The sequence below is a fragment of the Methylobacterium sp. NEAU K genome (assembly GCF_030700285.1).
Classification (GTDB): domain Bacteria; phylum Pseudomonadota; class Alphaproteobacteria; order Rhizobiales; family Beijerinckiaceae; genus Methylobacterium.
The window spans coordinates 35256-56771 of the sequence record NZ_JAUYZJ010000030.1 but is presented as its reverse complement, the minus strand read 5'-3'; the positions used below and the strand labels follow the sequence as shown (position 1 = coordinate 56771).

The window sequence follows — 21516 nt, the reverse complement described above, 5'->3', positions numbered from 1 at the left end:
ATCTCGTGAACTCAACCTCAACCGATCCGGGCTTTCGCGCGCGATGGTGAACGAAGTTTATTCAAAGCCGGGCGGTTACCTTGCGGAAAGCATCCCGAGCATTCGGACAAGTCCCGCAACACTCGTTTAAGCCGCCTCTGCGACCGTCCAGAAGTCGTTTTGAAGTCGAGCCGGAGGCGCGTGGAATGCCGAGACGCATTCAGCGCGGCGCGTGTGAGCCTTGCCCATTAAAAAAGCCCTGACTTCTCTCCTCGACGAACGTCTGGCGGGTCTCGTCCACGAATCCGTGGTCGACGATGCGAGCGTTCGGTTCCGGCACGAGCGCTTCCTCGTCTCGCGGCTGGCCACCGGCGTGGTGATGATGGCGGCGCTGCCGCCCTACCTGCTCTGGCGCGGGGTTCCGTCGGGCATCGAGGTGCTGGCGATCGCGAGCCTGCTCCTTCCGGTCCTGGCCGCGGTCCTGCTGGCACGCACCGGATCGCTCTGGCTCGCCCACGCGCTCTCGTCGGCGGGCCTGACCGGCCTCGTGGTCTGCCTCGCGGGCCTCACGGGCGGAGCCTCCTCCCCGGCGGCGGTCTGGCTGGTGGCGATCCCCCTGGAAGCGCTGGTCTCCGGCTCGGTGCGCGCCACGGCCGCCGCCGCCTTCCTGGCGGTGGTCGGCGTGCTGGCAGTGGTCTCCCTGGATTCCTGGTCGGGCGCCCTGCCGATCGTGGACATCTCCGCCAGCCTCGCCCTGCCGGTCTTCGCGATCACGGCGATCGGCCACGTCGCCGCCCAGGCCCTGGAACACATGCGCAACGAGGGCACGTGGCGCGAGCGGCTGCGCGATAACGAAGCCCGCGACCGGCTGCTGCTGTCGGCGATCGACGACCTCGTGACCTGGCACGACCGCAACGGGCGCGTTCTGGAGGCCTCGGTCTCGGCGATCCGTCTCGTCGGCAGCGACGCGGCGCAGCTGCGCGGCCACGGGCTCCTGGAGCGGGTCCACGTCGCCGACAGGCCGGCCTTTCTCAAGGCGGTGAGCGACGTCGCAGCCAGCGGCCGCCCCGCAACCCTTCCCCTGCGCCTGCATGTCGAGCCGGCCGCCGGCCGGCCCGACGGCGCGCGGCTGATCCATGCCGAGATGCGCGCCCACCGGATCGAGCACGGCCCGCACGATGCGGCCAAGACGGTCGTGGCGGTGACCCGCGACATGACCGAGCACCACCGCCACGCGGAGGAGCTGGAGCGCGCCCGCGCCGAAGCCGAACGGGCCGATGCCATCAAGGGTCGGTTCCTGGCCAACGTCACGCACGAGCTGCGCACGCCCCTCAACGCGATCATCGGCTTCTCCGAAGTGCTCGCGGGCGAAGGCGCGATCAGCCTCGGCCCGGACCAGGCACGGGAATATGCCGGGATCATCGGCGCGTCCGGCCATCACCTCCTCGGCGTCGTGAATACGCTCCTCGACATGAGCCGGATCCAGAGCGGCAATTTCGATTACGCGCCTGAGACTTTCGACGCCGCCGCCCTGGTCCAGGCCTGCTGCGACCTGATGCACCTGAAGGCCGATGCGGCCGGCGTCACCTTGGTGGCCTCCCTGTCGGGCCCGGTTGAGATCACCGCCGACCCGACCGCGTGCCGGCAGGTGCTGATCAATCTCGTCTCGAACGCCGTGAAGTTCACACCGCGGGGCGGTCGGGTCGACCTGTCCCTGCGCCGCGGCCCGGACGGGCTGGACATCATCGTGGCCGATACCGGCGTCGGGATTGCCGAGGGTGATCTGCCCAAGCTCGGCACCCCGTTCTTCCAGGCCGGGAGCGGCGGCTACAAGCGCGCGCACGAGGGGACCGGCCTCGGCCTCTCGGTGGTGCAGGGCCTCGTCGGCCTGCACGGGGGCACGATGCTGATCGAGAGTTCGCCGAATGCCGGCACCGCCGTGACGGTGACGCTGCCCCGCGTCTGCCGGAAGCCGGACGCCGCCTCCGGCCCAGCCCCGCTCCGCACGGCCGTGCGCGGTGCGGCCCCACCGCGCCGGGCGGTGGTGCGCCTGCCGCTCGGCCTGTTCGACGCGGAGCCGAGCGCCGCCTCGGCCGCACCGCGTGCCGCCTCCGAGCCGGACATGCGGCGCGCCGGCTGAGCCATCGATCCGCGACAAGGAGACACGATGTCAGGCTACCGCGAGATCACCGTCCCGAACGAGGCGAGTCGCGCCCGCCGTCCCGCGCCCCGGCGCGCCGCCGCCGTCCAGGGCGACTGGCGCGCCGTACTCATGGGTGCGCTGAAGGCGACGGGTGCCTCGTGTCGCAACAGCCCGGGAACGGTGCTCGGCAGCGTCCTGGCTGTGGGCGCGGCCGGCTTCATCTGCGTCAACGCGCTGGGCCATCAATCCGGGCGTCATCCGGCGCCGATCCTGCCGAAGGTCGCCGCCCAGAAGGTGCCACCCCAGCGCGAGGCGGGGCTGACGCCGAAGGAGGCGATTCGGGATGTCGCGAAGGAGCCGGTGCGGCCCGATCCCGATCGGGCACCCGCTCCGGCGAGGCAGGCCGCCCGGGACCCGATCGGCGAGCTGATCCGCTCCGATGAGACCACCGCCTCGGTGACGCCGCGGGCCGCAGGGAAGCCGGCTCCCAAGGACGCCTCCAAGGATGCCTCCAAGGCGGCGAAGCCCGAGAAGGATGCGGATCCGGTCCTGCAGGCGCAAAGGGCCCTGTCGAAGCTCGGCTATTCGGTCAAGCCAGACGGCGCGATGGGTCCCGGCACGCGGGCGGCGATCGAGAAGTTCGAGCGCAGTGCCAAACTGCCGGTGACCGGCGAGGCCGCCGGCCGGACCTTGCGCGCGCTGGTCTCCCGCGCCGGCCAGGGCTGAGCAGATCTCGCAAACGCGTCCTGCCGTCCGGCGTCAAAACCCCCGCTCGACGAAAAGGCCTGGCAGCCACGCATCGGTCCGCTCACAAGGCTGCTCGGGGCGGCGGCCACCGTCTGGACCTCGCCCCCCCGGCTGAGCTCATCGTGACAGCCGTCATAGGCAGAGCGGCGGCCTAGCTACCGGAATGCAACACAAGCAAGCCTTCCATTACTGGGTGCGGACGAAGCGGCAGATCGACTTGCCTCGTCGGCCGCCATTACCCTGACAAGACTTCGCATGGCCTATCGATCCAGTCGTATACCGGGTCTGATTCCCCCCAGCCGGCGGATCACGATCTTGCAGGGATCGCGCCGGGTCGCCTGGCCTCTCGGGCAGGACTATCGGCTCGCGTCCCCCGATAGATCCATGAGCGCCTCCGACTGGCGCTCGCCAGCGGATCGAGAAGATACCCAATGACTGCCACCGGACCGGAGCCCGTGCGCATCCGCGATCCGGTCTGTTTGAGCGTGGTTCCAGTTGCCACGGCAGGCGGATTCGCGCATCTCGGATGCGCTTCCGGGAGGCTCGACACGCATGCGCCTGCGCTCAGACTTCTGGGTCTCGGCCCACCTGCGCCGCCTCGGTGTCGAGGGCATCCCGGCGGTCCTTCGGCGGCGCGGGTCCCCGGAGGCCGGGGCGATCTTCGTGAAGGTCGACCGCCTCGACGGCACCGCCGACCTCTACGGGCCCGCCCCCCAGGCTCTGTTCGAGGCCGAGGAAACCGGTGGCCGCCGCTTCACCGCCCTGGTCACGGGCGGCACCCCGCTCGACGCGGAAGAGCGCCTGACAAAGGAGATCCGGTTCGATTCCGACCTCTGGATCGTCGAGGTCGACGACCGGCAGGGCCGGCATTTCCTGGATCTGGCGGAGTAATATATTACTCGTTTGATTGAATTATTGATGTTTTATCGTTCGCGAGATCGAATCCTGCTCCAGAAACAATTCTCAGACCTGAATTCGTCAGGCATGTTGGCTTGACGGATTGCCTTGGGTCGAGAGCGATCATCCCGTCCCCGCGCGATCCGTCTCACCCCCTACCCCCACAGCTCCGGCTCGGGCGGGTGGACGATGCTGCCATCGTAATGCAGCGGCGGGTCGCGGTCGCGGGCGAGCAGCAGCGGCCCGTCGAGGTCGACGAAGTCGGCCTGGGCGGCGAGCAGCGTCGCGGGCGCCATGCCGAGCGAGGTGCCCAGCATGCAGCCGACCATCACGGAGAGGCCCCGGGCCCGGGCCTCGCGGGCGAGCAGCACCGCCTCGGTCAGGCCGCCGGTCTTGTCGAGCTTGATGTTGATCGCATCGTAGCGCCCGGCGAGGGCGTCGAGGCCGGCGCGATCGTGCAGGCTCTCGTCGGCGCAGACCGGGACCGGATGGGCGATCTCGGCCAGCAGCGCGTCGGCATCGGCGGGCAGCGGCTGCTCGATCAGCGCGACGCCGGCCTTCAGGCAGGCTTCAAGGTTGGCCTCGACGGTCTCCGGCCGCCACGCCTCGTTGGCGTCGACGATCAGCCGGGAGTCCGGCGCGCCGGCCCGCACGGCGGCGATCCGCTCCGGGTCCCCTTCCCCGCCGAGCTTGACCTTGAGGAGCGGGCGATGGGCCGCCGTGCGGGCGGCCTCGCCCATGCTCGTAGGGGTGCCGAGGCTGAGCGTGTAGGCGGTCACCGCCGGCATCGGCGCCGACAGCCCGGCGATCTCCCAGGCACGGCGCCCCTGGAGCTTCGCTTCCAGGTCGAACAGGGCGCAATCGAGGGCATTGCGCGCCGCACCCGCCGGCATCCGCTCCGTCAATTCGTCCCGGCCGATCCCGGCGCCGATCGCCCCGGCCTGCGCCTCGATCAGCGCGACGACGCTCTCGACGCTCTCGCCGTAGCGCGGATAAGGCACGCACTCGCCGCGCCCGACCCCGGTCTCATCCGCGATGGTCGCCACCACCACGGCGATCTCGGTGCGGCTGCCGCGGGAGATCGTGAAGGCGCCCGCGATGGGGAAGCGTTCGACCGAAAGACTCAGGCGGCGGCCCATGTCAGGCTCCCGGGAAGTCGGCGACGATCCGATCCACCAAGCCGGCGACGCCGAAGCGCACCGGGTCGGTGGCAGGCAGGCCGTGCTCGGCGGCGAGACTGTCGAGGAGCGCCAGCGCCTCGGCCTCGCCGAGCGCCTGCGTGTTCACCGCGATGCCCACCGGCTTGATCTCGGGGTTGGTCAGGCTTCCGAGTTGTACGGTGAGGTCGATCACCTGCCGGATGGTCGGAAGCGGATGCTTCACGCCGCGCATGGTGGTGCGGGTGGGCTCGTGGCAGACCACGAAGGCATCGGCCTGCGCGCCGTGCAGGAGCCCGAGGCTGACACCCGCGAAGGACGGGTGGAACAGCGAGCCCTGCCCCTCGATCAGGTCCCAATGGTTCGGGGCGGCGTCGGGCGAGATCGCCTCGACGGCACCGGATATGAAGTCGGCCACCACGGCGTCGATGGCGACGCCCCGGCCCGAGATGAACACGCCGGTCTGGCCGGTGGCGCAGAAATCCGCGTCGAGGCCGCGCTCACGCATCCCGCGCTCCAGCGCCAGTACGGTGTACTTCTTGCCCACCGAGCAGTCGGTGCCCACGGTGAGCAGGCGCCGGCCCGTGCGCTTGGTGCCCTTGCCGGTAGGGAAGCGTTCGTCGGTGTGGCGCACGTCGTGGAGCTTTCGGCCGCGCCGCGCCGCGGCCTCCGCGATGGCCGGGACCGCGCCGAGCTTGACGTGCAGGCCGCTCGCCACGTCGAGTCCGGCCTCGATCGCCGCCACGATCTCCTTGACCCAATGGTCCGGCAGCACGCCGCCGGCGTTGACGACGCCGATCACCAGGGTCCGGCAGCCCTTGGCCAAGGCCTCGGCCAGGGTCATGTCGGGAATGCCGAGATCGGCGGCACAGCCGGGCAGCCGTATCTGGCCGATGCACCAGTCCGGGCGCCAGTCCTTGATGCCGTAGGCGGTCTTGGCCGCCAGCGTGTCGGGCACGTCGCCCAGGAACATCAGGTAGGGCGTGGCGATCTGCATCGGTCGAGCAACCTTCTCCGGAGGCCGGCAGCCCGTCTATGCGGGATCGCGACCGCCCGGCGCAATGCACGATGCCGGCCAGGAGAGTGAACTTCGCCGCCTCCGGCGCATCTCCGGCATGCCCGGGATGCGGTCTCGAGCCTCCACGGGCGAACGATCGGGGCGTCCGCGTCCCGTTTGTACGCCGGAATCGCGCGTCCGGCCCGCGACGTCCGGAACAGGCCCACGCCGAGCACGATTGGCGGGGCACCCCGTGCTCGCGATCCGCGGACTGCGTGGATCGATCAGCCTTCCGCTTCCGGAGGTCATCCGATGATTTTCATGACCGACGCCTCGGGGGCCTTGACCTATGTGAGCCCCGAATGGCGCGGCCTCACGGGGCAGGATCGCCTGGAGGCCGTCGGGAAGGGGTGGTTCGAGCGCCTCCACGCCGAGGACGGCGCGGTCCTGAGGGCCGTCATCAAGGAGGCGGCTCAGGCCCAAGCGGAGTTCATGGTCCGGCTCCGCCTGTCCCGCGAGGGAGGCGCGCCCATCTGGGCGGCGGCCGGAGCGGTGCCCTCCTACGGGCCGCCCGACCACACCTTCCTGGGCTTCCTCGGGTCGATCACCGAGATCGCGCCCGACGCCGCCGAGACGCCGCAGGCGCAGGGCAGCGTCGGGCGCTTCGTGCCGCCGCCGCCGCGCTCCTCGACGACTCCCGCCTCGACCCTCGACCTCGTGGCCGATCACCTGTTGATCGCACACAGCCTGATCGAGCTGGATGGCGGCAAGGCGGCGCTGGCACCCCTGCGGGAAGCCCTGTTCCGGATCGGCCAGGCCATCGCGCAGAAGATGGCCGTCGTGCCCACCGAACCGAAGGGCGAAGACGGCGAGTCGGTCCACTGAGGCCGCAGCCCTGCCCCGCGGCGCTCACCGGGACCCGTCCCGTCGCGGGAGGTCAGGCGGCGCGTCGTCGCGCGACCCCCGCCTCGGCGTTCACGGCCTCGACCGGCGCGGCGCGGCCGGTCGCCCGGACCATCCCCTCGACGCCCGCGAGCGCTCCCGGGCGCAGCTCCAGTCCGAGGAAGCGCGCGCGCTCGAACGGCCCCGGCAGGGTCAGGCCGTCCGCCAGGGCACGGTCGAACCCGAAGCGGGTATAGTAGGGCGCGTCACCCACCAGCAGCACCGCGCCATGGCCGAGGGATTCCGCGCGGCCGAGAGCGGCCTGCATCATCACCGAACCGAGCCCCTGACCCTGGATCGCCGGATCGACCGCAAGCGGCCCGAGCAGCAGGGCGGGCCGGGCGAGGCCGGCCTCGACATGCCACAGGCGCAGGGTGCCGACGAGGCGCCCCGCCCGGGTGGCCGCGAAGGCGAGGCCGCGGGCAGGCAGCCGCCCCTCGCGCAGGCGCTCCGAGGTCTTGGCGCGGCGATTGCCGGGAAAGCAGGCGTCGAGCAGGCGCTCGCGCGCCCCAACGTCGTGGATATGCTCCGCGCGGATCTCGATCATGGGTGTGCCCTCCCCGGGCCGGCGAGCGGGAGAAGCGACAGGTCTTCTCGGCGGGCGGCCCGTGGCCACCCGCCGGGGGCGGTGTCTGACCAAGCTCGGGCGGCGGCCCGGGCCGTACGGTCGATCAGATGACGATCTGCTGGAGGGGCGGGAAACCGTTGAAGGCCACCGCCGCATAGGTCGTGGTGTAGGCACCCGTGCCCTCGATCAGGACCTTGTCGCCGATCGAGAGCGAGACCGGCAGCGGGTAGAGCTGCCGCTCGTAGAGCACGTCAACCGAGTCGCAGGTCGGCCCGGCGATGACGCAGGGCTCGGTCCGGTCCCCGTCCCGCGCGGTGCGGATCGGGTAGCGGATCGACTCGTCCATCGTCTCTGCGAGGCCGCCGAACTTGCCGATGTCGAGATAGACCCAGCGCACCTCGTCCTCGGCCGCGGACTTCTTCGACACCAGCACGACCTCCGCTTCGATCAGGCCGGCATTGCCGACCATGCCGCGGCCCGGCTCGATGATCGTCTCCGGGATCCGGTTGCCGAAATGCTTGGTCAGGCCGCGGAAGATCGCCTCGCCGTAGCTCTCCACGCCCGGCACCGCCTTGAGGTACTGGGTCGGGAAGCCCCCGCCGAGGTTGACCATCGACAGGCCGATGCCCCGCTCGGCACACTCTCGGAAGATCCCCGCCGCGGAGGCCAGCGCCCCGTCCCAGGCCTCGGTGTTGCCCTGCTGCGACCCGACATGGAACGAGATGCCGTAGGCCTCGAGACCCTGCCGGTGGGCATGCTCCAGCACGTCCGCGGCCATCTCGGGCACGCAGCCGAACTTGCGCGACAGCGGCCAGTCGGCGCCGGCGCCATCGCACAGGATGCGGCAGAACACCCGCACCTCGGAGGCCGCCACCGCCACGGCTTCGGCGGCCCGGGCGATCTTCTCGACCTCGGCTTGGCAATCCACCGCGAAAAGTCGGATGCCGAGCTTCAGGGCGCGGCCGATGCAGCGCTCCTTCTTGATGGTGTTGCCGAATGAGATCCGGTCGGCGGTGGCGCCGGCGGCCAGCGCCATCTCCATCTCGGCCACCGAGGCGGTGTCGAAGCACGATCCCATCTCGGCGAGCAGCCGCAGCACCTCGGGGGCCGGGTTGGCCTTCACGGCGTAGAACACGCGGGTATCCGGCAGGGCACGCGCGAAGGCGGTGTAGTTCTCGCGCACGACATCGAGGTCGAGGACCATTACGGGCCCCTCGTCCTGACCGAGGTCGCGGCGCACGCGCAGGAAGTCACGGATGCGATCGGTCATAGTCTGCTCCCGGCACGGGTTCGCGAGCGCCCTACGCGGGGCGCGCTGTCGAAGGTGACGGCCTGGACAGGCCGCCGGCGTCAGGGGGCGATGCGTCGCGCGGACCCACGCGCTTTGGAGACGCGTGTCACCGAGCGGGCGCAGAGCACCCGGAAGCTGCCGTGGATTGGAAGGGAGGACCCCCACCGCACGCCGGGCAAAGAGAAACAAGCCTCTTCGGTGCCGGCCTGTGGAGGGCCGACGAGACCAAAAAAGCCCGTTCGTCGTTGCTTTAAGCTGCGTCCCCCGTGGAGAGCGGGGTTCGCCGGTTTCGCCTCCGGCTGCCGGTTGTTGTCGGGGTCCGGTGTTGCCACCTGGATGCCGGCCGTAGGGATCCACCCTTGCGACCATCGATCCTTTAAGACCCCTGGCGGCTGTCCGGCAGTTGACCGGATGCCCACCAACCGGCACGCGGCCACAGGCACGTGCGAAATTGGGCACGGCGCATATACGGAGATCGCCCCGTCCCGACAAGTGGATGTGACGCCGGTCGACCCGTATTTCCGCCCTAAATCCACACCTCGCCGACATCGTTGCAAAAACGCCGCATCCCGGGCGCGGCGGCGGCCGCGCCCGGGCTTCCCAAGCGGGGCGGAAGCGGGCATCTGACCGGCGGAGCGATGTTCTCAGGCGGGTGAACGATGGCCGGGCCGAACAGATCCAGCGCGACGGCCCGGGCGTGAGCGCGCCCCTGCGCGACCCGCGCGGCGAAGGGCTCCCGGAGCCGGTGATCCGCACGGCCTGCCACGACGATCTCGACGCCCTGATCGCCCTGGAGCACGCCGCCTTCGCGACCGACCGCGCCGAGCGCCGGGCGATCCGCCACGCGATCCGCTCCCCCAGCATGGATGTGCTGGCGGCACTGCTCGAGGCGCCGAACGGGGATCTGGGGCCGGTGCTCGTCGGCGCGGCGGTGCTGGAGCGCCGCCGCGGCAGCCGGATCGCCCGCCTCGCCTCGATCGCGGTGGCGCCCAACCGCGGCGGCCTGGGGATCGGCGGCAGGCTCCTCGACGCCGCGGAGGCCCGGGCCCGCGCCCACGGCTGCGACCGCCTGCGCCTCGAGGTCCGGGCCGATAACGGTGCCGGCATCCGCCTTTACGAACGCCGGGGCTACACCCGCTTCGCCGTACGGCCCGCCTATTATGAAGACGGAATGGAAGCTTGGCGCTACGAGCGAGGGTTGTAGGGGGCCTTCGCCCCTCGCCCCGCTCCCGCCCAGTTAGGGGAGTTTTACGGGTCACACGCTACATCGCTGAGGCCGCCCCGGAGAGACCGCCGCGCATGAGACGCCGTCCATGGCAGTGATCGCCGCCTTCGTCCTCAATGCGGGGCTCAACTTCGTCCTCGGCCTGCTGATCGCTAAGCTGCTCGGGCCGGCGGATTTCGGCCGGTTCGCGCTGGCGACCACCGGGGCGATCGTGCTGAACACGGTCCTTTTCGAGTGGCTGCGGCTCTCGGCGACGCGGTTCTACTCCGGGCGCGTGCGCGTCGACGAGCCCTGGATCCGGCACGGGCTCGACCGGGCCTACCTGCGTATCGGCCTGCTGTTGCTGTGTGCCGCCGCCCTGTGCGGGGCCTTCGGCTTCGCCGGCGGCGCAGCCGGGCGCGAGGCGGTCTTGTGCGGCACGGGCCTCGCGGCCCTGGGCATCGGGGTGTTCGACTACCACGCGGCTTTGGCCCGGGCCCGGTTCGACGGAAGACTCTATCTCGGGCTCGTCGCGGTGAAGAACCTCCTGTCCTTCGCCATGATGGCTGCGGCTGCATGGTGGCTGCCGCAGCCGGCCTGGGTGTTGGCGGCGGCGGGCCTGAGCCAGTTCGCCGCGGTGTTCCTGCTGCGGCACCCGCTGCGCGATCCCCGGACCCCGTTCGAGCGGCCGCGCCTGACCGAGACCTGGCGGGTCTTCGCCCGCTACGGTCTGCCGCTCATCGCGGCCAACACCGCCTACCAGTGCCTGGCCTTCGTGAACCGGGGCGCCATCGCCGGCCATGCGGGTTTCGCGGAGGCCGGGTACTTCGCGCTCGCGGCCGACGTCACCTCGCGATCGCTGATGACGCTCGGCACCGCGCTCGACCTGCTGCTGTTCCAGTTCGCCGTCCAGGCCGAGGAGCTGCACGGCCGCGCGGCCGCCGAGGCCCAGGTGGCCGAGAATGCCGGCACCGTGTTCGCGCTGCTGGCGCCCTGCGCGGTCGGGTTCTGGGCGGTGCTGCCGGCCCTCCAGGGGCTGGTGGTGCCCGATGCCTATCGCGGCCCGTTCGAGAGCTACAGCGTCGCGCTGATGCCTGGCCTGTTCTGCCTCGCCATGATGTTCTACGCCCTCAACCCGGTCTTCCAGATCCGCCGCCGGACGTTCCCGGTGATCGCCGCCGCCCTGGTCGGGCTCGCAGTCAACGGCGCCGGCCTCCTGTTGCTGCCCGACCGGATGGGCGGGATGGGCGTCGCGCTGGCCCAGACCCTGGGGCTCGCCGCAGCAGGGCTCTGGCTCGGCTGGCGTGCGCTCACGGGTCCGCAGCGGATCGTGCTGCCCTGGGGCCAGATCGGCGCTGCGGCGCTCGCCTGCGCGGCGATGGGCCTCGCGCTCGCGCCGTTCCGGCAGTTGCCGCCCGCCGCCGCACTGGCGGTCCTGGTTCCAGCCGGGATGGCCCTGTACGGGGCGCTGGTCTGGATCTTCGACATCGCCGGCCTGCGCCGGCAGGTCCTGGCGCGCCTGCGCCCAGCGCGGACGATGGTCGCGGAGTAGGCGGATCAAGGGCTACGTTTTCATCTTGCGCGCTCCTGCAAGCCCGCGACGCCACCTCCGCTTGAATCCTCCGCCCGTTCCGGCGACACCCGTCCTGGAATGGATCCAAAAAGAACCGGGGCGGAGACGATGGGCGGCTACGAGCCCGGCAGCGAGGCGGAGGCCGAGGACATCGTGCGGGCGGCCGCCGGGCGCGGCGAGCGCCTGCGACTCGCCGGCGGCGGCACGGCGGCGGGCCTCGGCCGGCCCGCGCAGGACACTGCGACGCTGTCGGCGAAGGGCCTGTCCGGCATCACGCTGTACGAGCCCGCCGAGATGGTGGTGGCGGCCCGGGCGGGCACGCCGCTCGCCGAGGTCGAGGCGCTGCTCGCCTCGCGCAACCAGATGCTGCCTTTCGAGCCGATCGACCTGCGCGGCCTCTACGGCACCACCGGTGCGCCGACCCTCGGGGCGGTGGCGGCGATCAACAATGCGGGGCCCCGCCGGATCAATGCCGGGGCGGCCCGCGACAGTCTGATCGGCGTGCGATTCGTCAACGGGCGCGGCGAGGCGATCAAGTCGGGCGGCCGGGTGATGAAGAACGTCACCGGGCTCGACCTCGTGAAGCTCATGGCCGGCGCCCACGGCACCCTCGGGCTGCTCACCGAGGTCACCTTCAAGGTGCTGCCAGCCTGCGAGCGCGTCGCCACCCTGGTGTTTGTCGGCCTCGACGATGCCCGCGCGGTCGCGGCCCTGGCGGCGGCACTGGGCTCGCCCTTCGAGCTCACCGGCGCGGCGCACCTGCCGGCCGGGATCGGCGCCCCCGAGGCGCGGACGCTGATGCGGCTCGAAGGGTTTTCGGAATCGGTCGACTACCGGACCGGCGAGCTGCGCCGCCTGCTCAAGCGCTACGGCGCCCCCGAGATCCTGGAGGGCGAGGCCGGCGCCGCCCTGTGGCGCTCGGTGCGCGACGCTGCCACGCTCGCGGAACCCCGGGAGGCCGCCCTGTGGCGGATCTCGACGGCGCCCACCCATGGCCCGGCTCTGGTGGCGGCGATCGCGGCCCAGCGCGACGCCCGCTGGTTCTACGATTGGGGCGGCGGCCTGATCTGGCTCGCCACCGGGTCGGCCGGCGATGCCGGCACCGCTATTGTGCGCGCCGCAGTGCGGGGTCACGGCGGCCACGCGACGCTGGTGCGGGCCCCCGATGCCGTCCGGGCCGCGGTGCCGGTGTTTCAGCCCCTGGCGGAACCGCTGATGCGGATCACCGCCGGGATCAAGGCGGCGCACGATCCAGCCGGGGTGCTGAACCCGGGCCGGATGTACGCGGGGGTTTGAGTTCGGGTCCCTCCCCGCGTGGAGAGGAGAGCAGCAGGAAGGCATCGTGCAGACCAATTTCAACATCGCCCAGCTCGCCGACCCCGCCATGGCGGCGTCGGAGAAGATCCTGCGGACCTGCGTGCATTGCGGCTTCTGCACGGCGACGTGCCCGACCTATCTGCTGCTCGGTGACGAGCTCGATTCTCCGCGCGGGCGGATCTACCTGATCAAGGACATGCTGGAGGGCGGCAAGCCCGCCTCACAGGAGGTGGTCAAGCACGTCGACCGCTGTCTCTCGTGCCTGTCCTGCATGACCACCTGCCCGTCGGGGGTGCATTACATGCATCTCGTCGACCACGCCCGCGCGCATATCGAGGCGACCTTCGCGCGCCCGGCCGGAGACCGGTTCCTGCGCGCCCTGCTGGCGCAGGTGCTGCCCTACCCGAACCGCTTCCGGCTGGCGCTCATCGCCGCCAAGCTCGGCGCCCCGTTCCGCGGGCTCGTGGCGCGACTGCCGCGGGTGGGGAACCCGCTCGCCGCGATGCTCGACCTTGCCCCGGCGCGACTGCCCGGCCGCGAGCCCACGAACCGGCCCGGCCGGTTCCCATCGGGCAGCGGGCAGGCGGCCAAGCGTGTCGCCCTGCTGCGGGGCTGTGCCCAGAGCGTGCTGCGGCCGGATTTCAATGCGGCGGCGATCCGGTTGCTCAACCGCCACGGGGTCGAGGTGGTCCACGCCGAGGAAGGCTGCTGCGGGGCACTGACCCACCACATGGGCAAGGAGGCCTCGGCCCACGCCCATGCCCGGCAGACCATCGACGCCTGGGACGCAGAGATCGCCAAGGGCCTCGATGCGATCCTGGTCACGGCCTCGGGCTGCGGCACGACGATCAAGGATTACGGCTTCATGTTCCGCGACGACCCGGCCTATGCCGAGAAGGCGCAACGGGTCTCGGTCCTCGCCAAGGACATCACCGAGTACGTGGCGCAGCTCGATCTCGCGGCGACCACCGAGAGCGACCTCGTGGTGGCCTACCACTCCGCCTGCTCGATGCAGCACGGACAGGGCATCCGCACCGAGCCGAAGGCGCTGCTCAAGCGCGCCGGGTTCACCGTGAAGGACGTGCCGGAGGGGCACATCTGCTGCGGCTCGGCCGGGACCTACAACATCCTGCAACCCGAGCTGGCGGCGAAGCTGCGCGCCCGCAAGGTCGCCAACATCGAGCGCGTTCGCCCAGATGTGATCGCCACCGGCAATATCGGCTGCGCCACGCAGATCGGGAAAGGCACCGGGATCCCGATCGTGCATACGGTGGAGCTGCTGGATTGGGCGACCGGCGGGCCCAAGCCGGCCGCGCTCGCCGGAGTGGCGCCGCGGCTCGAGGCAGCGGAATAGGATCCGGGGCGGATGTCCGCTCCGATCGACCGCGATGCGCCACGCCGGCGCACGGTCGCCGTGACGATCCCGTGACATCGTCCCGCTCTTGACCCTTGCCAAATCCCGGCGGCGGTCTGTAATGATATCGACCCTTCTCCGGTCCCGCCGGCCATCGCAACGGCCCGCGGACGCGGCCGAGTTCCTTCGAGAAACCGGGCGCGGCGTCGCGACGGGCCGTTTCGGCCCGTCTGGCGACGACGGGTGTCTTTGCCGATCGGGCAGGTGTCGAACGACGCGGTGGAGATCCTCCGCCGCACCCAGGAATTCACGGCCGGTCCCATCCGGCCGAGATTGTTTCGCGAGGTCGGGACCAGGATGGACGGACGCACGGCCCAGCATGGCGCTGCGCGTGCCCCGGAGGCGCGAGAGACGCGTCGCACCGGTCCGTCACTCCTCCCGGCCAGGTTCAACCCCAGGCGCCCAGGGCGCCGAACGGCGGTTGACGGCAATTTCCCCTCGAACCCAGCCGCCTCGGCGACGAGGCCGGTACCGCGCCCGACAGGTTTGACGTCGGACGGGGCGCCGCCGGGACCACGGGCACGGAGAACGACGTCGGCCGCCATGCCGAGAGTCCGACATGGCCAACAAAATGCTGATCGACGCGATGCACTCGGAGGAGACCCGGGTCGTCACGGTCCACGGGTCTAGGGTCGAGGAATTCGATTTCGAAGCCGCCAACCGGCGGCAGCTGCGCGGCAACATCTATCTCGCCAAGGTCACCCGGGTGGAGCCGTCGCTCCAGGCAGCGTTCGTCGAGTACGGCGGCAACCGCCACGGCTTCCTGGCCTTCAACGAGATCCACCCCGACTATTACCAGATCCCGCTCGCCGACCGGCAGGCGCTGCTCGAGGACGAGGCGCGCGATGCCGAGGAGCACCGCGAGCGCGAGGAGCGACGCCGCCGTTCGCCGCGCCGCTCCCGCGGCCGCCGGGCCGAGGCCCGCACCCGCTCCGATGAGACCGTGAGCGTCGAAGACGCCTCCGAGGCCTCGCAGGGGTCAGAGCACCCGCAGGACTCAGAACACCTGCAGGGCTCGATGTCCTTCCAGGTCGAGGGTCGCGACGAGGTGCAGGGGGCCGGAGCCGATGCGGCGGGAATGCCCGATGCCCTCGCCGAGAACCCCGAGGCCGTGCAGGAGGCCCTCGCTTCCGAGGTCGAGGCCGGGGACATCCCGGCGCACGCCGAGGGCGCCAGCACGCCCTCCGAGGCCCAGCCCGAGCCGCCCGCTGAGCACGACGGCACGGTCGAGCCCGAGACCGTGGTCGCCGTGGCCGAGGCGCTGACCGTGGCCGACGCACCGGCCGAGACCGTCGCCGAGGACATCGCCGCGGCCTCGAGCCCGGGCGGGTCCTCGACGGGCGAGGCCGACGATGTGGTCGATGAGGAGGAGTCGGAGGACGAGGATTCCGACGAGGAGGACGACGAGGACGATTCAGAGGAGGATGACGAGGACGAGTCGGACGAGGATTCCGACGATCCCGACGCCGAGCCCAGGATCGCTCAGGTCGGCGGCAACGGCGACGCCCTCGCGGAGATCCCCGAGCGGCCCCGCCACTACCGCCGCCACTACAAGATCCAGGAGGTGATCAAGCGCCGCCAGATCATCTTGGTGCAGGTGGTCAAAGAGGAGCGCGGCACGAAGGGCGCTGCGCTCACGACCTACCTGTCGCTCGCCGGCCGCTACTCGGTGCTGATGCCCAACACCGGCCGCGGCGGCGGGATCTCCCGCAAGATCACTTCGGCCGCGGACCGCAAGCGCCTGAAGGAGGTCGTTCAGGACCTGGAGGTGCCGGACGGCATGGGCGTGATCCTGCGCACCGCCGGCGCCTCGCGCTCCAAGCCCGAGATCGCCCGCGACTTCGAGTACCTGATGCGCCTGTGGGAGTCGGTCCGCGAGCTGACCCTGACCTCGATGGCGCCGGCGCTCGTCTACGAGGAGGGCTCACTGATCAAGCGCGCCATCCGCGACCTGTACAACAAGGACCTCGACGAGGTGCTGGTCTCCGGCGAGGAGGCCTATGCCGAGGCCAAGGACTTCATGCGGATGCTGATGCCCGGCCAGTCCAAGGTCGTGAAGCCCTATCGTGACCCGACGCCGATCTTCGCCCGCTACGGCGTCGAGCAGCAGCTCGACGCGATGTTCTCCACCCATGTCTCGCTGAAGTCCGGTGGCTACCTCGTGATCAACCCGACCGAGGCGCTGGTCTCGATCGACGTAAACTCCGGTCGTGCCACCCGCGAGCACGACATCGAAGACACCGCGCTCAAGACGAACATGGAGGCGGCCGAGGAGGTCGCCCGCCAGCTGCGCCTGCGCGACCTCGCGGGCCTGATCGTCATCGACTTCATCGACATGGAGGAGAAGCGCAACAACCGCGCTGTCGAGAAGAAGCTCAACGAGTGCCTGAAGAACGACCGCGCCCGCATCCAGGTGGGCCGGATCTCCCCCTTCGGCCTCCTGGAGATGAGCCGTCAGCGCATCCGCACCGGCGTGCTCGAATCCTCCTCGATCCCGTGCGTCCATTGCGGCGGCTCGGGCTACGTGCGCGCCACCGCCTCGGTGGCGCTGCACATCCTGCGCTCCATCGAGGAGGCGCTGCTCAAGTCGGCCTCCCACAACCTGATCCTGCGCACCCGCACCGAGGTGGCGCTGTACATCCTCAACCAGAAGCGCGGGCACCTGCGCGAGCTGGAGCTGCGCTTCGGCGTCACCATCACGATCGCGGCCGATGAGCGGCTGGCGGTCACCGCCGCATTCCAACTCGACCGCGGCGAGCCGGCCCAGCGCGCGGAAGGCCCGGTGACGGGCGTGCGCGCACAGGCGATCTCGCCCGCGATGGAGTTCGAGGACGAAGACGAGACCGAAGAGGGCGACGAGGCCGAGGTGGAAGCCGAGGGCGAGGCCGAGGAAGGCGGCGCCGAGGCGCGCGAGGAAGGCGACGGCCGCCGCCGCCGCCGCCGTCGTCGTCGTCGCGGCGGCCGCCAGGATGGTCGCGCCGAGGACGGCCAATCCGAGGAAGGCCGCTTGGACGGCGAGAATCGGGACGCTGACGACCAAGACGAGGAGCGCGGTGCCGAGGGCATGTCCGATGCCGGTGAGCCCGCGGAAGCCCCCGTAGCCGCCGAGTCCGACGAGACCGTCGCCGGCCCAGACGAGGCTGCCCGGACCGAGGAAGACGGCGGACGCCGCCGTCGCCGCGGACGCCGGGGCGGTCGCGGGCGCGCGGAGGGCCGCACGCGCGAGTCGGGCGAAGCGGAGGGCTCCGCCGAGGCGGAACCCGATGCGGTCGCCCTGTCGGCCGAGGAGCCGGTGAGCGCGCAGGCCGTGGCGGAGGCGGTCGAGGCCGCACCGTCGACGCCCCGGAGGGAGACCGCCGTCGAGCTGACGGTTGCGGCCGCACCGGACGTCGCGCAGCCGGCCGACGCCCCCGCCGAGGCGGCAGCCGGACTCGAGGTGGCGACCGCAGTGGCTGCACCACCGCCCGAGCCCGTGGCGGTGGTGCTGACGCCCCCCTCCGATCCGGATCGGCCGAAGCGCGCCGGCTGGTGGTCCCGCACCAAGGCTGCCCTGACGGGCGAGTGAGAAGCAGCGGCGCTCGCGGACGGTTTCGTCCGGGAGCGCCCTGCGCTATGCCCTCCGACGCATCGGCGGCGTCCGGCGCAGGAGCACGGCCCGCAAGCGCTGACAGTCTCGCAGCTGAAGTAGGATTGGGTTTATCCTTCATCTTCGGTTGAAGATTCCATGCGAATAAAGCTCCCGAATCGTCGCTCGGAGGAGTCCCGCATGTTCAGTTTGCGCCGCAAGCGCCCGAACCCGGAGATGGTTGGGGCCGCGGTCACGGCCTTCAGTCCGGCTGAACCGCCCGTCATGGTGCCCGCGGAGCCGGCCCTGCCGGGCGCGTCCGTTCCTCCTCTGGACCGCGAATTTCTGACCCTCCAGGCGCGCCTGTCGGCCGCAGCCTCGGATGCCGGCACCTCGATCGGCTGGCTTACGAACGATGCCGCCGGCACCGCCGAGCAGGCGCGCCTGATCGCGGCGGCCAGCGAGGAACTCGCCGCCACCACCAGCGAGATCGCCGCCCGGTCGTCGTCCGCGGCCGAGACGGCCGAGACGGCCCGCTCCGGCATCGCCACCTGCGTCGGCGACCTCCAGCGCGCGGCCGAGGGTATGCGCGGGATCGAGCAGGGCACCGAGGAGATCGGCAGCCGGCTCGACAGCTTCTCGGCGGCGGCCCTGCGGATCGAGGAGATGGCCGGCACCATCGCGGCGATCTCGGCGCAGACCAACCTTCTGGCGCTGAACGCCACCATCGAGGCGGCTCGGGCCGGCGAGGCCGGACGCGGCTTCGCGGTGGTGGCCGCCGAGGTGAAGGTCCTGTCCGCCCAGACCGCGAAGGCGACTGACGAGATCCGCGCCCGGCTGGGAAGCCTGCGCGAGGAGATGGCTGCGATGCAGGCGGCGGTCACGCGCAGCCGCAGCGCGGTCGAGACCGGCGCCGCCGCCATGGAGCGGGCCAACCTCCGGGTCGAGGCGGAGAGCGGCGCCGTCGCCACCGTGGCGGCGCAGATGCGCGATGCCTCCGAGATCATGAGCCAGCAGATCCAGGCCACCGGGGAGATCGCCCGGAGTGTGGGCCGCATCGCGGAAGGCACCGACAAGTCCCGCCGGGAGATCGGCGATGCGCTGGGCCAGCTCGACCGGATCGAGGAGCTCGGCCGCGACCTGCTCGACCGGCAGACCGGAGCCGAGGCGGAGTTGCGGATCGCCCGCATCCCGGCGGACTGCGCCGCTTGGCGCCGTGCCATGGCGGCGACCCTGGTCGGAATGCGGTCCGTGGATACGCCCCCGGTGGGCATTCCTGCCAATCCGGCCCGTCCGGCCGCCGTGGAGTCGGCACTGACGCAGGCCCGGGAGCAAGCCGCGGCGTTGGCCCGCCATGTCCGCGCCCACGCCTGGGACGAGGCCACCGCGGCCTTCGTCGCCTTCGAGGCGGCCCTGGCCGAAGCGCAGTCGGCCGCCGCGGCCTGAAGGTCGGGTTCTAGCGTCGACCAAGCCGATTCGGGTTACGCGGGCGACCTCGTCGCACGCGCTGGCCGGATCTCCGGGGATGCCTCTCGAATGCCGGCCGGATCTCGGCTGGGCTGCGCCGGCGACCGAGGCCGCGACGAGCGTCAGCGCAACGCTTGGTCCGGCCACTGTCCGGCTGGGTCCGCATGCGCACCGCTCGGCCGCACTGCGCGCCGCGCGAAGGCCTCCCCAGCAACCGGGGGGCGTTATGTCGTCCTGGGGTTGGCTTGGGACGTCAGTCCGTCGGCGGCCTTCCTGCGGTCGCGCTCCTTGCGTAGCTCCCGCTCGGCCAACAGCCAGAACTCGATCTCGAACCCTTCCGGGCGGTGATTGCGCTCCCAAAGCTCGTAGGCGCGCTCACGGATCTGCTCGAACGGAATCGCGTCCGGCGTCCGTGTCGGGATGTTCGGTGATTTGTCGTCGCACGCGGTCGATGACCGGGGAGGACGAGGCTGGTTCCCCGGAGCGAAGGGCTCCGGGGATGGGTGAAGGCCGAGACCGGTTTCCGACGCCGTCGGCCGCATCAGGAGGCCGGCTTGTCGAGATAGGCGGCAACGCTGGTGATCCGGCTCCCGACGATGGTGACGGCCTTGCGCAGCCGCTCCTCGCTGACGCCGAAGCGCTGCGCCCATTCCTCGCGCACAGCCCGGTCGTAAATGTCGATATGCGTCTTGCCTCGGAATCCGGTCGACATGGTTCACGCGCTCTGAGTGTCGGTAGGCCGCGGCCGTGCCGGGCTCTCTGAAGGGACAACCGGGGTCGGCGTGTTCGGTTGCCGCCCCCCGGGCGCGGCGGGATCGGCGGGCGTCAACGGACGGATCGCTGCGCGATCGATCCGGGCAGCAGAACCGAGCCCGCGATGGTCGCGGCCGTTCCGGCAGGTCGCGCAGCCCGAATCGTTGGAAGGTTCAGGATGAGGCGCGGCGACGGCCTCTGCAGGCCCCTTGCGGGATCTTCGATCCCGAATCGCACGGACCGAGCCGGAAAGGCCCGGCGAGAACCTGTTTGCCGGGGATTTGAAGATCCGAGAGCCGCAGAGCGTCGCACGGCTCGCTCCGCCAGCGCGTCTTCTCACGCCGCGCCGACGACCACCTCGGCGAAGTTGCGCTATGCCTATTTCACGGGAAATAAGCGCGCCCGGCGATCCAGGATCAAGGCGTCTGGCGCGGCTGCATTCCATCGCCGGGTCCTTCGGCCACAGCCTCGCAGGCGAATGGTGACGGCGGTGCCTCGACGCCACGCCAACGGGCGTAGCGCCAGGGGCGGTACCAGGTCGCCCCGTCCGGCAGCCGTTCCGGCACGAGATCGATGCCGTGCGTGCCGAAGGGCCCGCAGCGGCAGATCCGTGAGAACCCCATCCAGGCGCCCGGCCAGAACCCGTGCCGGGTTATGGCTGCATCGGTGTATTCCGAGCAGCTCGGCCAGTGGCGGCACTGGCGACCGATCAGCCCCGACAGGGTCAGCTGGTAGGTGCGGATCGCCAAGTGAGCGGCGTACCGGATCATGTCCCCGAGCAGGTTCCGCACAAGTGCCTCGCGGTTTCGCGTCGGAGACCCGCGATCGATCAAAAGCCTAAGCGGCCTGCCGCTTGGCCGCGATCTGGTCGAGGGCGTCGACCACCGCGTCGAAGGTCAGCAACGTCGAGGCATGGCGCGCCTTGAAGTCCCGGACCGGCTCCAGAACCGCGAGGTCCGCCCAGGCCCCGCCGGGCGCCGGGCCGTTCTCCTTGAGCATCGCCCGCATGGTCTCACGGACGCCGCGCAGTTCCTCTTCCGAGGCGCCGACCACGTATCGGCCCATCAGCGACGAGGAGGCTTGGCCGAGCGCGCAGGCCCGCACCTCCTGGGCGAAGTCGGCGACGCGGCCGTCATCGCCGAGCACGAGATCGACCGTCACGGTCGAACCGCAGAGGCGCGAATGGGCGGTGGCGCTGGCATCGGGATGGGCCAAGCGGCCCAGCCGGGGGATGTCGGCGGCAAGTTCGAGGATACGGCGGTTGTAGATGTCGTCGAGCATCAGGTCCTCGGCCGGGTGCGCACTTCCCCTCCGGATTATGCCCATCGGGAATCTGCCGCGCGGCGCGCGCATTGCGTGTTGCCTCGCGAACAATGATATAGGCCACACACGGTCGCTTCGCGAGGAGGCGACCGATCGACCAGGGTCGCGCCCACGGCCAAGGTAGTTCCCTAGGCTCAGTCCAACCGGGGCGCCGGCTCGAATCCGTTCGAGCCCGGGAT

The 21516-nt window shown here is 71.0% G+C and carries 18 protein-coding genes; 10 read left to right on the top strand and 8 right to left on the bottom strand.

Annotated features, from left to right (window positions below; genetic code table 11):
• The first annotated feature begins 220 nt into the window (after positions 1-220).
• The 3 genes from Q8W67_RS20765 (at position 221) to Q8W67_RS20755 (ending at position 3760) form a co-directional block, all read left to right on the top strand.
• Positions 221-2119 carry a cell wall metabolism sensor histidine kinase WalK gene (locus Q8W67_RS20765; RefSeq protein ID WP_305549522.1) on the top strand — a complete coding sequence of 633 codons (1899 nt, stop codon included), beginning with the start codon at positions 221-223 and terminating at the stop codon, positions 2117-2119.
• A gap of 27 nt (positions 2120-2146) precedes the next feature.
• Positions 2147-2848 (top strand): peptidoglycan-binding protein, encoded by a 702-nt coding sequence (locus Q8W67_RS20760; protein ID WP_305549520.1) that lies wholly within the window; start codon positions 2147-2149, stop codon positions 2846-2848.
• A gap of 573 nt (positions 2849-3421) precedes the next feature.
• Positions 3422-3760, top strand: a complete 339-nt coding sequence (locus tag Q8W67_RS20755; RefSeq protein ID WP_305549518.1) for a DUF1491 family protein — start codon at positions 3422-3424, stop codon at positions 3758-3760.
• A 161-nt stretch (positions 3761-3921) separates the two neighbouring features.
• On the opposite strand, the gene dgcA is transcribed toward Q8W67_RS20755, so the two are convergent.
• Both dgcA and dgcN read right to left on the bottom strand, forming a co-directional pair.
• The gene (dgcA, locus tag Q8W67_RS20750; protein ID WP_305549516.1) at positions 3922-4905 is read right to left on the bottom strand and encodes an N-acetyl-D-Glu racemase DgcA; all 984 of its coding nucleotides are present in this window, start codon (positions 4903-4905) and stop codon (positions 3922-3924) included.
• Position 4906: 1 nt separating this feature from the next.
• Entirely contained in the window at positions 4907-5920 is a 1014-nt protein-coding gene (gene dgcN / locus Q8W67_RS20745) for an N-acetyltransferase DgcN (protein WP_305549514.1), read from the bottom strand.
• Positions 5921-6232: 312 nt separating this feature from the next.
• Between dgcN and Q8W67_RS20740 the strand changes: the two genes are divergently transcribed.
• The gene (locus tag Q8W67_RS20740) at positions 6233-6805 is read left to right on the top strand and encodes a PAS domain-containing protein (RefSeq protein WP_305549512.1); all 573 of its coding nucleotides are present in this window, start codon (positions 6233-6235) and stop codon (positions 6803-6805) included.
• 52 nt (positions 6806-6857) lie between these two features.
• Here the strand turns inward: Q8W67_RS20740 and Q8W67_RS20735 are convergent, their stop codons facing one another.
• On the bottom strand, positions 6858-7409 hold the full coding sequence (locus Q8W67_RS20735; protein WP_305549510.1) for a GNAT family N-acetyltransferase: 552 nt from the start codon (positions 7407-7409) through the stop codon (positions 6858-6860).
• A gap of 124 nt (positions 7410-7533) precedes the next feature.
• Positions 7534-8700, bottom strand: coding sequence for a type III PLP-dependent enzyme (locus Q8W67_RS20730; RefSeq protein ID WP_305549507.1), 1167 nt, complete (start codon positions 8698-8700; stop codon positions 7534-7536).
• A 718-nt stretch (positions 8701-9418) separates the two neighbouring features.
• Between Q8W67_RS20730 and Q8W67_RS20725 the strand changes: the two genes are divergently transcribed.
• The 6 genes from Q8W67_RS20725 (at position 9419) to Q8W67_RS20700 (ending at position 19240) form a co-directional block, all read left to right on the top strand.
• Positions 9419-9925 (top strand): GNAT family N-acetyltransferase, encoded by a 507-nt coding sequence (locus Q8W67_RS20725; protein ID WP_370693920.1) that lies wholly within the window; start codon positions 9419-9421, stop codon positions 9923-9925.
• A 109-nt stretch (positions 9926-10034) separates the two neighbouring features.
• Positions 10035-11477, top strand: coding sequence for a lipopolysaccharide biosynthesis protein (locus tag Q8W67_RS20720; RefSeq protein WP_305549504.1), 1443 nt, complete (start codon positions 10035-10037; stop codon positions 11475-11477).
• Positions 11478-11606: 129 nt separating this feature from the next.
• Positions 11607-12794 (top strand): FAD-binding protein, encoded by a 1188-nt coding sequence (locus Q8W67_RS20715; RefSeq protein WP_305549501.1) that lies wholly within the window; start codon positions 11607-11609, stop codon positions 12792-12794.
• A gap of 46 nt (positions 12795-12840) precedes the next feature.
• Positions 12841-14169, top strand: coding sequence for a glycolate oxidase subunit GlcF (gene glcF / locus Q8W67_RS20710; RefSeq protein WP_305549498.1), 1329 nt, complete (start codon positions 12841-12843; stop codon positions 14167-14169).
• A gap of 619 nt (positions 14170-14788) precedes the next feature.
• Entirely contained in the window at positions 14789-17794 is a 3006-nt protein-coding gene (locus Q8W67_RS20705; protein ID WP_305549495.1) for a ribonuclease E/G, read from the top strand.
• Between the two features lie 201 nt (positions 17795-17995).
• Positions 17996-19240, top strand: a complete 1245-nt coding sequence (locus Q8W67_RS20700) for a methyl-accepting chemotaxis protein (RefSeq protein ID WP_305549491.1) — start codon at positions 17996-17998, stop codon at positions 19238-19240.
• A 245-nt stretch (positions 19241-19485) separates the two neighbouring features.
• Here the strand turns inward: Q8W67_RS20700 and Q8W67_RS26895 are convergent, their stop codons facing one another.
• From Q8W67_RS26895 to Q8W67_RS20680, 4 genes are all read right to left on the bottom strand, one after another.
• A complete protein-coding gene (locus tag Q8W67_RS26895) occupies positions 19486-19803 on the bottom strand; it encodes a DUF2934 domain-containing protein (protein WP_370693918.1) in 318 nt (105 codons plus the stop codon).
• The gene (locus tag Q8W67_RS20690; protein ID WP_305549488.1) at positions 19803-19973 is read right to left on the bottom strand and encodes a DUF3606 domain-containing protein; all 171 of its coding nucleotides are present in this window, start codon (positions 19971-19973) and stop codon (positions 19803-19805) included. Before Q8W67_RS20690 ends, Q8W67_RS26895 begins: the two co-directional genes overlap by 1 nt.
• 457 nt (positions 19974-20430) lie before the next feature.
• The gene (yidD, locus tag Q8W67_RS20685) at positions 20431-20784 is read right to left on the bottom strand and encodes a membrane protein insertion efficiency factor YidD (RefSeq protein WP_305549545.1); all 354 of its coding nucleotides are present in this window, start codon (positions 20782-20784) and stop codon (positions 20431-20433) included.
• Positions 20785-20851: 67 nt separating this feature from the next.
• On the bottom strand, positions 20852-21295 hold the full coding sequence (locus tag Q8W67_RS20680; protein ID WP_305549485.1) for an iron-sulfur cluster assembly scaffold protein: 444 nt from the start codon (positions 21293-21295) through the stop codon (positions 20852-20854).
• Between the last annotated feature and the right edge of the window lie 221 nt (positions 21296-21516).